A 14,376-nucleotide genomic window follows, 5' to 3' on the forward strand; every position below is an offset into this window, starting at 1 on the left:
CCGAGTGGCTACACTGACCCTTTGCGCTGCCTGTTAGCTGCCGCCTGGCCCGTCACCAGCGGCGAGCCCGAGTCTGAGCACGAAAAAGCGGAGATGTCCACGACCAGGATGTCACCGGTGTGCCCAGGGGTGGACCGGTACGCGCGTAGTGAGTCCGAGCCCTCGGAAGGACCCCCTCTTGGCCGCCTCGCGCAACGCCTCGACTGCCAATACGAACAACGGCGCAAGCACCGCCCCGCTGCGCATCTCCTTCGCGAAGATCAAGGAGCCGCTTGAGGTTCCGAACCTTCTAGCGTTGCAAACCGAGAGCTTCGATTGGCTGCTCGGCAATGCCGCATGGAAGGCTCGTGTCGAGGCGGCTCTCGACAACGGGCAGGATGTGCCGACCAAGTCCGGTCTGGAGGAGATCTTCGAGGAGATCTCCCCGATTGAGGACTTCTCCGGGTCGATGTCGCTGACCTTCCGCGACCACCGCTTCGAGCCTCCGAAGAACTCGATCGACGAGTGCAAGGAGCGCGACTTCACGTACGCGGCTCCGCTGTTCGTCACCGCCGAGTTCACCAACAACGAGACCGGTGAGATCAAGTCCCAGACGGTCTTCATGGGCGACTTCCCGCTCATGACCAACAAGGGCACCTTCTGCATCAACGGCACCGAGCGTGTCGTGGTCTCCCAGCTGGTCCGCTCGCCCGGTGTGTACTTCGACAGCACCATCGACAAGACCTCCGACAAGGACATCTTCACCGCCAAGATCATCCCGTCCCGGGGTGCCTGGCTGGAGATGGAGATCGACAAGCGCGACATGGTCGGTGTACGCATCGACCGCAAGCGCAAGCAGTCCGTGACCGTACTCCTGAAGGCGCTCGGTTGGACCACCGAGCAGATCCTGGAGGAGTTCGGCGAGTACGAGTCGATGCGCGCCACCCTGGAGAAGGACCACACCCAGGGCCAGGACGACGCGCTGCTCGACATCTACCGCAAGCTGCGTCCGGGCGAGCCGCCGACGCGCGAGGCCGCCCAGACCCTGCTGGAGAACCTCTACTTCAACCCGAAGCGCTACGACCTGGCGAAGGTCGGCCGCTACAAGGTCAACAAGAAGCTCGGCGCCGAGCAGCCGCTGGACGCCGGTGTGCTGACCACCGACGACGTCATCGCCACCATCAAGTACCTGGTCAAGCTGCACGCCGGTGAGACCGAGACGGTCTCCACGGACGGCGAGACCATCCCGGTCGAGGTGGACGACATCGACCACTTCGGCAACCGCCGTCTGCGCAACGTCGGCGAGCTGATCCAGAACCAGGTCCGCACCGGTCTGGCTCGTATGGAGCGTGTCGTCCGCGAGCGGATGACCACCCAGGACGTCGAGGCGATCACGCCGCAGACCCTGATCAACATCCGGCCGGTCGTCGCCTCCATCAAGGAGTTCTTCGGCACCAGCCAGCTGTCCCAGTTCATGGACCAGACCAACCCGCTGTCGGGTCTGACCCACAAGCGCCGTCTGTCGGCGCTGGGTCCGGGCGGTCTGTCCCGTGAGCGGGCCGGTCTTGACGTCCGTGACGTGCACCCGTCGCACTACGGCCGTATGTGCCCGATCGAGACGCCGGAAGGCCCGAACATCGGTCTGATCGGTTCGCTCGCCTCGTACGGCCGGGTCAACGCGTTCGGCTTCATCGAGACCCCGTACCGCAAGGTGGAGGACGGCCGGGTCACCGAAGAGGTGCACTACCTGACCGCCGACGAGGAGGACCGCTACCTCATCGCGCAGGCGAACGCCGCGCTGACCGAGGAGGGCACCTTCGCCGAGGGCCGTGTGCTGGTCCGCCGCCGTGGCGGTGAGGTCGACCTGGTGCCGTCGCAGGACGTGGACTACATGGACGTCTCGCCGCGCCAGATGGTGTCGGTCGCGACCGCCATGATCCCGTTCCTGGAGCACGACGACGCCAACCGCGCGCTCATGGGTTCGAACATGATGCGCCAGGCGGTGCCGCTGCTCAAGGCCGAGTCGCCGCTGGTGGGTACCGGCATCGAGTACCGCGCCGCGGTCGACGCCGGTGACGTGATCACCGCCGAGAAGGACGGTGTGGTCCAGGAGGTCTCCGCGGACTACGTCACCGTCGCCAACGACGACGGCACGTACACCACGTACCGGGTCGCCAAGTTCAACCGCTCCAACCAGGGCACCTCCTTCAACCAGAAGGTCGTCGTGGACGACGGCGCCCGCGTGGTCGCCGGCCAGGTGCTCGCCGACGGCCCGTCCACCGACCAGGGTGAGATGGCGCTCGGCAAGAACCTGCTCGTGGCGTTCATGCCGTGGGAGGGCCACAACTACGAGGACGCGATCATCCTTTCGCAGCGCCTCGTGCAGGACGACGTCCTCTCCTCGATCCACATCGAGGAGCACGAGGTCGACGCCCGTGACACCAAGCTCGGCCCCGAGGAGATCACCCGGGACATCCCGAACGTCTCCGAGGAGGTCCTGGCCGACCTCGACGAGCGCGGCATCATCCGCATCGGTGCCGAGGTCGTCGCGGGCGACATCCTGGTCGGCAAGGTCACCCCGAAGGGCGAGACCGAGCTGACCCCGGAGGAGCGCCTGCTGCGCGCGATCTTCGGTGAGAAGGCCCGTGAGGTCCGTGACACCTCGCTGAAGGTGCCGCACGGTGAGACCGGCAAGGTCATCGGCGTGCGCGTCTTCGACCGCGAGGAGGGCGACGAGCTGCCGCCGGGCGTGAACCAGCTGGTCCGCGTCTACGTGGCGCAGAAGCGCAAGATCACCGACGGCGACAAGCTCGCCGGCCGGCACGGCAACAAGGGTGTCATCTCCAAGATCCTCCCGGTCGAGGACATGCCGTTCCTGGAGGACGGCACGCCGGTCGACATCATCCTCAACCCGCTGGGTGTGCCGTCCCGAATGAACCCGGGACAGGTCCTGGAGATCCACCTGGGCTGGCTGGCCAAGCAGGGCTGGGACGTCTCCGGCATCGCCGAGGAGTGGGCGCGCCGGCTGCAGGTCATCGAGGCCGACCGGGTCGAGCCCGGCACCAACGTGGCCACCCCGGTCTTCGACGGTGCCCGTGAGGACGAGATCGCCGGTCTGTTCGAGTCGACGATCCCGAACCGCGACGGCGACCGGATGGTGCTGCCCTCGGGTAAGGCCCGGCTGTTCGACGGCCGCTCCGGCGAGCCGTTCCCGGCGCCGATCTCCGTCGGCTACATGTACATCCTGAAGCTGCACCACCTGGTGGACGACAAGCTGCACGCCCGGTCCACCGGTCCGTACTCGATGATCACCCAGCAGCCGCTGGGTGGTAAGGCCCAGTTCGGTGGCCAGCGCTTCGGTGAGATGGAGGTGTGGGCGCTGGAGGCTTACGGCGCCGCTTACGCCCTCCAGGAGCTGCTGACCATCAAGTCCGACGACGTTCTCGGTCGTGTGAAGGTCTACGAGGCCATCGTCAAGGGCGAGAACATCCCCGAGCCCGGCATTCCCGAGTCCTTCAAGGTGCTCATCAAGGAAATGCAGTCGCTCTGCCTGAACGTGGAGGTGCTGTCCAGCGACGGTATGTCCATCGAAATGCGTGACACCGACGAGGATGTCTTCCGCGCTGCGGAGGAACTCGGTATCGACCTGTCCCGGCGCGAGCCGAGCAGCGTCGAAGAGGTCTGACGGGTTGGCCGGGGGCCTCACCACAGGGCCCCCGGCTCTCCCCGGACCCGTTCAGACCATGTTTGACACTCGACCCCGAAAGAGGGATTGACGACCAGTGCTCGACGTCAACTTCTTCGACGAGCTGCGGATCGGCCTGGCCACCGCGGACGACATCCGTCAGTGGTCGCACGGCGAGGTAAAGAAGCCGGAGACCATTAACTACCGCACCCTCAAGCCCGAAAAGGACGGACTCTTCTGCGAGAAGATCTTCGGTCCGACCCGGGACTGGGAGTGCTACTGCGGCAAGTACAAGCGTTTCCGCTTCAAGGGCATCATCTGTGAGCGCTGCGGTGTCGAGGTGACTCGCGCCAAGGTGCGTCGTGAGCGGATGGGCCACATCGAGCTGGCCGCGCCCGTCACGCACATCTGGTACTTCAAGGGCGTCCCGTCGCGCCTGGGCTACCTGCTGGACCTGGCGCCGAAGGACCTGGAGAAGGTCATCTACTTCGCCGCCTACATGATCACGTGGGTGGACGAGGAGCGCCGCACCCGCGACCTGCCGTCGCTGGAGGCCCAGGTCTCCGTCGAGCGCCAGCAGGTCGAGCAGCGCCGTGACGCCGACGTCGAGGCCCGCCAGAAGAAGCTTGAGGCCGACCTGGCGGAGCTGGAGGCCGAGGGCGCCAAGGCCGACGTGCGCCGCAAGGTGCGCGAGGGCGCCGAGCGCGAGATGAAGCAGCTGCGTGACCGTGCGCAGCGCGAGATCGACCGCCTCGACGAGGTGTGGAGCCGCTTCAAGTCCCTCAAGGTCCAGGACCTGGAGGGCGACGAGCTGCTCTACCGCGAGCTGCGCGACCGCTTCGGCACCTACTTCATGGGCGGCATGGGCGCCGCGGCGCTGCAGAAGCGCCTGGAGTCCTTCGACCTGGAGGAGGAGGCCGAGAAGCTCCGCGAGATCATCCGGACCGGCAAGGGCCAGAAGAAGACCCGTGCGCTCAAGCGCCTCAAGGTCGTCTCCGCGTTCCTGCAGACCCGCAACAGCCCCAACGGCATGGTGCTGGACTGCGTCCCGGTGATCCCGCCGGACCTGCGCCCGATGGTGCAGCTGGACGGTGGCCGCTTCGCGACCTCCGACCTGAACGACCTGTACCGCCGTGTGATCAACCGGAACAACCGCCTCAAGCGTCTCCTTGACCTCGGTGCCCCCGAGATCATCGTGAACAACGAGAAGCGGATGCTCCAGGAGGCCGTCGACGCGCTGTTCGACAACGGCCGCCGCGGCCGTCCGGTCACCGGCCCGGGCAACCGTCCGCTGAAGTCCCTCAGCGACATGCTGAAGGGCAAGCAGGGCCGCTTCCGGCAGAACCTGCTCGGTAAGCGTGTCGACTACTCGGCCCGTTCCGTCATCGTCGTCGGCCCGCAGCTCAAGCTGCACCAGTGCGGTCTGCCCAAGGCCATGGCGCTGGAGCTGTTCAAGCCGTTCGTGATGAAGCGGCTGGTCGACCTCAACCACGCGCAGAACATCAAGTCGGCCAAGCGCATGGTCGAGCGTGGCCGCACCGTCGTGTACGACGTGCTGGAAGAGGTCATCGCCGAGCACCCGGTGCTGCTGAACCGTGCGCCGACCCTGCACCGTCTGGGTATCCAGGCGTTCGAGCCGCAGCTGGTCGAGGGCAAGGCCATCCAGATCCACCCGCTCGTGTGCACCGCGTTCAACGCGGACTTCGACGGTGACCAGATGGCCGTGCACCTGCCGCTGTCCGCGGAGGCGCAGGCCGAGGCCCGCATCCTGATGCTGTCCTCGAACAACATCCTCAAGCCCGCCGACGGCCGTCCGGTGACGATGCCGACGCAGGACATGGTCCTGGGTCTGTTCTTCCTCACCACGGACTCCGAGGAGCGCGAGGTCAAGGGCGAGGGCCGGGCGTTCGGCTCGGTCGCCGAGGCCATCATGGCGCTCGACGCCCGCGAGCTGTCGCTCCAGGCCAAGGTGGACATCCGCTTCCCGGTCGGCACCGTCCCGCCGCGTGGCTGGACCCCGCCGCCCGCCGAGGAGGGCGAGCCGGAGTGGCAGCAGGGTGACCCGTTCCGTCTGACCACCACGCTGGGCCGGGCGCTGTTCAACGAGCTGCTGCCCGAGGACTACCCGTTCGTGGACTACTCGGTGGGCAAGAAGCAGCTCTCCGAGATCGTCAACGACCTCGCCGAGCGCTACCCGAAGGTCGTCGTCGCGGCGACGCTGGACAACCTGAAGTCGGCCGGTTTCCACTGGGCGACCCGGTCCGGTGTCACCGTCGCGATCTCCGACGTGGTCGTCCCGGAGGCCAAGAAGACCATCCTCGCGGGCTACGAGGCGCAGGACGAGAAGGTCCAGAAGCAGTACGAGCGCGGCCTGATCACCAAGGAAGAGCGGTCCCAGGAGCTCATCGCGATCTGGACCAAGGCGACCAACGAGGTCGCCGAGGCCATGAACGAGAACTTCCCGAGGACCAACCCGATCTTCATGATGGTCGACTCGGGTGCTCGTGGAAACATGATGCAGATGCGTCAGATCGCGGGTATGCGTGGTCTGGTGTCCAACGCGAAGAACGAGACCATCCCGCGGCCCATCAAGGCGTCGTTCCGTGAGGGTCTCACCGTGCTGGAGTACTTCATCTCCACCCACGGTGCCCGTAAGGGTCTCGCGGACACCGCGCTGCGTACCGCCGACTCGGGTTACCTGACCCGTCGTCTGGTGGACGTCTCGCAGGACGTGATCATCCGCGAGGAGGACTGCGGCACCGAGCGCGGCCTGAAGCTGGCCATCGCCGAGCGCGGCGAGGACGGCGTGCTGCGCAAGGCGGCCGGCGTCGAGACCAGCGTGTACGCGCGCAGCCTGGCCGAGGACATCGTGGTCGACGGAAAGGTGCTGGCCCCGGCCGGTACCGACCTCGGCGACGTGCTCATCGACCAGCTGATCCTGCACGGTGTCGAGACGGTCAAGACCCGCTCGATCCTCACCTGCGAGTCCGCCGTCGGCACCTGCGCGATGTGCTACGGCCGTTCGCTGGCCACCGGCAAGCTGGTGGACATCGGCGAGGCGGTCGGCATCATCGCCGCCCAGTCGATCGGTGAGCCCGGTACCCAGCTGACGATGCGTACCTTCCACACCGGTGGTGTGGCCGGTGACGACATCACCAAGGGTCTGCCGCGTGTGGTCGAGCTCTTCGAGGCCCGTACCCCGAAGGGTCTGGCCCCGATCAGCGAGGCCGAGGGCCGGGTCCGGATCGAGGAGACCGAGAAGACCCGCAAGATCGTCATCACCCCGGACGACGGCAGCGACGAGATCGCCTACGCGGTCTCGAAGCGTGGCCGCCTGCTGGTGGACGAGGGCGACCACGTCACGGTCGGCCAGAAGCTGATGGCCGGTACCGAGAACCCGCACGACGTGCTGCGGATCCTCGGCCAGCGCGCCGTCCAGATCCACCTGCTGGGCGAGGTCCAGAAGGTCTTCACCTCGCAGGGTGTGTCGATCCACGACAAGCACATCGAGATCATCATCCGGCAGATGCTGCGCCGGGTGACGATCATCGAGTCGGGCGACGCGGAGCTGCTGCCCGGCGAGCTGGTCGAGCGCGGTCGCTTCGAGCAGGAGAACCGCCGTGTGGTCGCCGAGGGTGGTCACCCCGCCTCCGGCCGCCCGCAGCTGATGGGTATCACCAAGGCCTCGCTGGCCACGGAGTCCTGGCTGTCGGCCGCCTCCTTCCAGGAGACGACCCGGGTGCTCACCGACGCGGCGATCCACGCCAAGTCGGACTCCCTGCTGGGCCTCAAGGAGAACGTCATCCTCGGTAAGCTCATCCCGGCCGGTACGGGTCTGTCCCGCTACCGCAACATCCGGGTGGAGCCGACCGAGGAGGCCAAGGCCGCCATGTACTCGGCCGTCGGCTACGACGACATCGACTACTCGCCGTTCGGCACCGGCTCCGGCCAGGCCGTTCCGCTGGAGGACTACGACTACGGGCCGTACAACGCGTAGTCGCCTCCTGGCGAGGGACCGTCAAAGGGCGGCCCGCCCCCTCTTCGGAGGGGGCGGGCCGCCCTTTTGCGATCACCAGCACCGCGCCGAGGCAGGAGAAGCGCGCGGCCACCTTCACCGCCACGGCGGCGACCTTTCGGAAGACCATCCAGGCCAACGGGGGCGGGTGGTCCAGGGGCCCGGGGATTCCCTAGGGCTCCCGTGGGACGGACGGTACCTGGGGACGATCCGCCGGGCGACTTCCGGGGTGGAGGCTGATCAACGAAGGTTCTGGTGAGGTACGGGGGGACATGATGGGGCATCAGCTCGAACTCGTGGAGTCGTCGGGCACGGCCAGGGCGTACGGCGGACTCGCCCTCCGTCCGGCACTGGGCACCCGGGGGCGGGCCGCGGTCGAACTCCTCGACGGGGAAGGGGTGTTGGGCGTCTACGTGGACACCGCGTTCAGCGGGCTGCTGCTCGGCGCGCTGCGCGGGCGGCAGCGGGGGGCGGCCTGGGCGCTGGCCTGGGGGAGGACGGGGGCGGATGGGAGAGCGCCCGCGGTGGCGTTCGAGGGCGGCGGGCCGTTGCGGCGGCGCAGTCTGCCGGTCGCGGTGACCGGGGTGGGGGAGCGGTTCTGGATGGCCACTGCCCAGGGGGAGTTCAAAACCGTGACGGCGGCGGCACCGGGCCGGGTGGAGAGCCGGCGGCTCGGGGCTCTGGGGGCGTAGCTCCAGGGGGTGGGGCGCGCGGCCCAGGGAGGACCCAACCTCGACGGAGGCCATTGGCGCCGAAATCCCCTGCGGATGCCGGGACTTGGGGGCGTAGCCCCGGAAGGATCCACAAACCCCGCGGGAGGCGATTCACGCGGAACTCCACGCGCCGCCGCCGCGTCAAGCACTATGGGGGCACGATCCCTAGCCGGGGAGCATGGTCCCTATCAGTGGGGGAGGTACGCGGGCGGATGGCGCACTACGGAGGGCTGCAGCCCTGGGACAACGGCCCGGCCTCGGGCATGCGCGCCTCGCACGCCGACCGGGAGCGCACGGTGGACGTGCTCAAGGCCGCGTTCGCCGAAGGGCGCCTGGGCCAGCAGGAGTACGAGCAGCGGGTGGCGGCGGCCTACCGCGCGCTGACCTACGGCGAGTTGGGCGGCCTGGTCGCCGACCTGCCGCAGGGGCCGGTGCCGATGCCGATGCCCACGGCCGTGCCGCAGCGGGCGCCATCGCTGCCCCCGACCTTCCTGCCGGCGCCGCCACGGCCGACGAACGGGCTGGCGGCGGCCTCGCTGATCTGCGGCCTCGCCGGGGTCGTCCTGGCGGTGCCCGCGGTCCCGGCGATCGTGCTGGGGCACCGGGCACGGGCACAGCTCCGCGCCACCGGTGAGGGCGGCGAAGCCATGGCGACGACCGGGCTGGTGCTGGGCTGGCTGGTGGCCTCGTTCTGGACGCTGATCATCCTGCTGGGCATCGCCGCGGGCTGAGCCGGCAGCGCTGTGCCGCCCGGCCGGATCCGCTCCCTTCCCTGACCGCGACGGGGCCACTACCGTGGCGTCAACGTCCGCGCGGCCCGGCCTGTCCTACGCGTGTGCATTTGTTTTGACCGGAGCCGATGCGCTAGGTACGCTCTGACCTTGTGCCTGGGGTGTCCCCGGGTTCTTGTGCGTGCTCTCAGTCCGCACGGAATTCCGAAACTGCGACATCCAAGAGATGTGAAGCCTGTGCCCGCCCAGCGGGTATGCGCGGAGCCTCCGACACACCCGACCGCGTGGGTCGGGAAAAGTGGCGGTGATCAGCGCTTGTGGCCCAGCAGAACGCCTCGGGTTAGCTTTAACGAGACTGGCACACAGAAACCGGAGAAACGGTGCCTACGATCCAGCAGCTGGTCCGCAAGGGCCGGCAGGACAAGGTCGAGAAGAACAAGACGCCCGCACTGCAGGGTTCCCCGCAGCGCCGTGGCGTCTGCACGCGTGTCTACACGACCACCCCGAAGAAGCCGAACTCGGCCCTGCGTAAGGTCGCGCGTGTGCGTCTGACCAGCGGGATCGAGGTCACCGCTTACATTCCGGGTGAGGGCCACAACCTGCAGGAGCACTCCATCGTGCTCGTGCGTGGCGGTCGTGTGAAGGACCTGCCGGGTGTTCGCTACAAGATCATCCGCGGCTCCCTCGACACTCAGGGCGTCAAGAACCGCAAGCAGGCTCGCAGCCGCTACGGCGCCAAGAAGGAGAAGTAAGAATGCCTCGTAAGGGCCCCGCCCCGAAGCGCCCGGTCATCATCGACCCGGTCTACAACTCTCCTCTGGTGACCTCCCTCATCAACAAGGTGCTGCTGAACGGCAAGCGCTCCACCGCCGAGCGCATCGTCTACGGCGCCATGGAGGGCCTGCGCGAGAAGACCGGCAACGACCCGGTCATCACCCTCAAGCGCGCGCTTGAGAACGTCAAGCCCACCCTTGAGGTCCGCAGCCGCCGCGTCGGTGGCGCCACCTACCAGGTGCCGGTCGAGGTCCGCCCCGCGCGTTCCTCCACGCTGGCGCTGCGTTGGCTGGTCGGTTACTCCCGCGCCCGTCGCGAGAAGACCATGACCGAGCGCCTCATGAACGAGCTGCTCGACGCCTCGAACGGTCTTGGCGCCTCCGTCAAGCGCCGTGAGGACACCCACAAGATGGCCGAGTCCAACAAGGCCTTCGCGCACTACCGCTGGTAGTCGCAACCCCATCGAGAACCGAGAGAAGACTGAGCCATATGGCCACCACTTCACTTGACCTGGCCAAGGTCCGCAACATCGGGATCATGGCCCACATCGACGCGGGCAAGACGACGACCACCGAGCGGATCCTGTTCTACACCGGTGTCTCGTACAAGATCGGTGAAGTCCACGACGGCGCTGCCACCATGGACTGGATGGAGCAGGAGCAGGAGCGCGGCATCACCATCACGTCGGCCGCGACGACCTGTCACTGGAAGGTCGACGAGGTCGACCACACCATCAACATCATCGACACCCCGGGCCACGTCGACTTCACCGTCGAGGTGGAGCGTTCGCTGCGCGTCCTCGACGGTGCCGTCACGGTGTTCGACGGTGTCGCCGGTGTCGAGCCGCAGTCCGAGACCGTTTGGCGTCAGGCGGACCGCTACGGCGTGCCGCGCATCTGCTTCGTCAACAAGCTGGACCGCGTCGGTGCCGAGTTCCACCGCTGCGTCGACATGATCGTCGACCGGCTGGGCGCGGTGCCGCTGGTCATGCAGCTGCCGATCGGTGCCGAGGCCGACTTCAAGGGCGTCATCGACCTGGTCCGCATGAAGGCCCTGGTCTGGTCCGCCGAGGCCGCCAAGGGCGAGATGTACGACACCGTCGACATCCCGGACACGCACGTCGATGCCGCCAACGAGTGGCGCGGCAAGCTGCTGGAGGCCGTGGCCGAGAACGACGAGGAGATGATGGAGCTGTACCTGGAGGGCCAGGAGCCCTCCGAGGAGCAGCTGATCGCGGCGATCCGCCGCATCACCATCAACTCCGGCAAGAGCGACGGCGTCACCGTCACTCCGGTGTTCTGCGGAACCGCTTTCAAGAACAAGGGTGTTCAGCCGCTGCTCGACGCGGTGGTGCGTTACCTCCCCGCGCCGCTGGACGTCGAGGCGATCGAGGGCCACTCGGTGAAGGACGCCGACGAGGTCATCGCCCGCAAGCCGTCCGTGGACGAGCCGCTGTCCGCCCTGGCGTTCAAGATCATGAGCGACCCGCACCTCGGCAAGCTCACCTTCGTCCGGGTGTACTCGGGCCGCCTGGAGACTGGTACTCAGGTCCAGAACTCCGTCAAGGGCAAGAAGGAGCGCATCGGCAAGATCTACCGCATGCACGCCAACAAGCGTGAGGAGATCGCGTCGGTGGGCGCCGGTGACATCGTCGCCGTCATGGGCCTGAAGGACACCACCACGGGCGAGACGCTCTGCGACCCGGCCCACCCGGTGATCCTGGAGTCGATGGAGTTCCCCGCTCCGGTCATCCAGGTCGCCATCGAGCCGAAGTCGAAGGGCGACCAGGAGAAGCTGGGTATCGCCATCCAGCGCCTCGCCGAGGAGGACCCGTCCTTCCAGGTCCACACCGACGAGGAGACCGGCCAGACCATCATCGCGGGCATGGGCGAGCTGCACCTGGACGTGCTGGTCGACCGCATGAAGCGCGAGTTCAAGGTCGAGGCCAACGTCGGCAAGCCGCAGGTGGCGTACCGCGAGACCATCCGCAAGATGGTCGAGAAGGTCGACTACACCCACAAGAAGCAGACGGGTGGTTCTGGCCAGTTCGGTAAGGTCCAGATCACCATCGAGCCGCTTGAGGGTGAGGGCTACGAGTTCGTCAACGCCGTCACCGGTGGCCGCATCCCGCGGGAGTACATCCCGTCCGTGGACGCTGGTTGCCAGGAGGCAATGGAGTTCGGTGTGCTGGCGGGCTACCCGCTGACCGGTGTCAAGGTGACGCTGCTCGACGGCGCCTACCACGACGTCGACTCCTCCGAGCTCGCGTTCAAGATCGCCGGTTCGATGGCCTTCAAGGAGGCCGCCCGCAAGGCCAGCCCGGCCCTGCTCGAGCCGATGATGAAGGTCGAGGTGACCACGCCCGAGGACTACATGGGCGATGTCGTCGGTGACCTCAACTCGCGGCGTGGCCAGATCCAGGCCATGGAGGAGCGTTCGGGCGCCAAGCTCGTGACGGGTCTCGTCCCGCTCTCGGAGATGTTCGGTTACGTCGGCGACCTGCGCAGCAAGACCTCCGGCCGGGCCAGCTACTCCATGCAGTTCGACTCCTACGCCGAGGTTCCGCGGAACGTCGCCGAGGAGATCATCGCGAAGGCCAAGGGCGAGTAGCCGACGTTCTCGCAACGTCCTACAAGCCTTAGGCTTGACGGCAGGCAGTACGGGGCATTCCGCCGCGAACCGTGAGGAACGCGGCGGGTGCCCCGGCAGCCGGCACTTAATCCGCGGGTTGGCACACGTAAGCAGGCCCTTCGGGGTCCTCACCAACCCGGCAAAGATCACCTGGCGCCGATGAAGTAAGGCGTACAGAACCACTCCACAGGAGGACCCCAGTGGCGAAGGCGAAGTTCGAGCGGACTAAGCCGCACGTCAACATCGGCACCATCGGTCACATCGACCACGGTAAGACGACCCTTACCGCGGCGATCACCAAGGTGCTGCACGACAAGTACCCGGACCTGAACGAGGCCTCGGCGTTCGATCAGATCGACAAGGCTCCTGAGGAGCGTCAGCGCGGTATCACCATCTCCATCGCGCACGTCGAGTACCAGACCGAGTCGCGTCACTACGCGCACGTCGACTGCCCGGGTCACGCGGACTACATCAAGAACATGATCACCGGTGCGGCGCAGATGGACGGCGCCATCCTGGTGGTCGCCGCCACCGACGGCCCGATGCCGCAGACCAAGGAGCACGTGCTCCTGGCCCGCCAGGTCGGCGTTCCGTACATCGTCGTTGCCCTGAACAAGGCCGACATGGTGGACGACGAGGAGATCCTGGAGCTCGTCGAGCTCGAGGTCCGTGAGCTCCTCTCCGAGTACGAGTTCCCGGGCGACGACGTCCCGGTCGTCAAGGTCTCGGCGCTCAAGGCGCTCGAGGGCGACGCCGAGTGGGGCGAGTCGGTCCTCAACCTCATGAACGCCGTCGACGAGGCGATCCCGCAGCCGGAGCGCGACGTCGACAAGCCGTTCCTGATGCCGATCGAGGACGTCTTCACCATCACCGGTCGCGGTACGGTCGTCACCGGCCGTATCGAGCGTGGTGTCCTCAAGGTCAACGAGACCGTCGACATCATCGGCATCAAGCCGGAGAAGACCACCACCACGGTCACCGGCATCGAGATGTTCCGCAAGCTGCTCGACGAGGGCCAGGCCGGTGAGAACGTCGGTCTGCTGCTCCGCGGCATCAAGCGCGAGGACGTCGAGCGCGGCCAGGTCATCATCAAGCCGGGCTCGGTCACCCCGCACACCGAGTTCGAGGCCCAGGCCTACATCCTGTCGAAGGACGAGGGTGGTCGTCACACCCCGTTCTTCAACAACTACCGCCCGCAGTTCTACTTCCGTACCACGGACGTGACCGGCGTTGTGACCCTCCCCGAGGGCACCGAGATGGTCATGCCGGGCGACAACACCACCATGTCGGTCCAGCTGATCCAGCCGGTCGCCATGGAGGAGGGCCTGAAGTTCGCCATCCGTGAGGGTGGTCGGACCGTCGGCGCCGGCCAGGTCACCAAGATCAACAAGTGACCCAGCGCTAACGCGAGCCCCGCACATCCTTCGGGTGTGCGGGGTTTTGCGTTTTCCCGCGGGGGCGTCGCCGTCAATTTCCCTGGGGATCCGGGTGCTTGACGACGGAAACGGGTTCTGGGGTCCGCCACGGAAAGGCCCTTCCCCCATCCCCGACGCGGAGCGTCAAGGCGCACCCCCGCCCGATTGGCCAGAGTGGCCAGCGATATGGCACACTTGCCAGGTTGCTCGGTTGAGTGCCGATGCTGCGCGCCTCCCGTCGGGAGGACTGGAAGCGAGTCCCGCAGTACTCGTCGCCCCTTGTCAGGGGCGGAAGTACGGGAATCTTCCGGGAAGCGTCAGCGCGGAACTCGCCAGGCACCCGGTGGATGTCTTTCCCCCAAACCCCCCGAACGGGGATCCCGCATGTGGATTTCTGTGAGAGGGCTCGCGACACGCCCGACCGCGTGGGTCG

Annotated in this window: 8 protein-coding genes; all 8 read left to right on the top strand. The window is 67.0% G+C overall.

Annotated elements, in window-relative coordinates:
• The first annotated feature begins 178 nt into the window (after positions 1-178).
• The 8 genes from rpoB (at position 179) to tuf (ending at position 13,922) form a co-directional block, all read left to right on the top strand.
• Positions 179-3,664 carry a DNA-directed RNA polymerase subunit beta gene (gene rpoB / locus P3G67_RS17490; protein WP_269853746.1) on the top strand — a complete coding sequence of 1,162 codons (3,486 nt, stop codon included), beginning with the start codon at positions 179-181 and terminating at the stop codon, positions 3,662-3,664.
• Positions 3,665-3,761: 97 nt separating this feature from the next.
• The gene (locus tag P3G67_RS17495; protein ID WP_276094302.1) at positions 3,762-7,661 is read left to right on the top strand and encodes a DNA-directed RNA polymerase subunit beta'; all 3,900 of its coding nucleotides are present in this window, start codon (positions 3,762-3,764) and stop codon (positions 7,659-7,661) included.
• Between the two features lie 290 nt (positions 7,662-7,951).
• The gene (locus P3G67_RS17500; protein WP_276094303.1) at positions 7,952-8,371 is read left to right on the top strand and encodes a hypothetical protein; all 420 of its coding nucleotides are present in this window, start codon (positions 7,952-7,954) and stop codon (positions 8,369-8,371) included.
• Positions 8,372-8,604: 233 nt separating this feature from the next.
• Entirely contained in the window at positions 8,605-9,123 is a 519-nt protein-coding gene (locus P3G67_RS17505) for a DUF1707 and DUF4190 domain-containing protein (protein WP_269853742.1), read from the top strand.
• Between the two features lie 380 nt (positions 9,124-9,503).
• Positions 9,504-9,875: a 30S ribosomal protein S12 gene (rpsL, locus tag P3G67_RS17510; protein WP_269853741.1), complete on the top strand. Its 372-nt coding sequence runs from the start codon at positions 9,504-9,506 to the stop codon at positions 9,873-9,875.
• Positions 9,876-9,877: 2 nt separating this feature from the next.
• Positions 9,878-10,348, top strand: coding sequence for a 30S ribosomal protein S7 (rpsG, locus tag P3G67_RS17515; protein WP_255930051.1), 471 nt, complete (start codon positions 9,878-9,880; stop codon positions 10,346-10,348).
• 38 nt (positions 10,349-10,386) lie between these two features.
• Positions 10,387-12,507, top strand: a complete 2,121-nt coding sequence (gene fusA, locus P3G67_RS17520) for an elongation factor G (protein ID WP_276094304.1) — start codon at positions 10,387-10,389, stop codon at positions 12,505-12,507.
• A 221-nt stretch (positions 12,508-12,728) separates the two neighbouring features.
• A complete protein-coding gene (tuf, locus tag P3G67_RS17525; RefSeq protein WP_269853739.1) occupies positions 12,729-13,922 on the top strand; it encodes an elongation factor Tu in 1,194 nt (397 codons plus the stop codon).
• The last annotated feature ends 454 nt before the right edge of the window (positions 13,923-14,376 follow it).

This window comes from Streptomyces silvisoli, from assembly GCF_029269905.1.
Taxonomy (GTDB): Bacteria; Actinomycetota; Actinomycetes; order Streptomycetales; family Streptomycetaceae; genus Streptantibioticus_A; species Streptantibioticus_A silvisoli_A.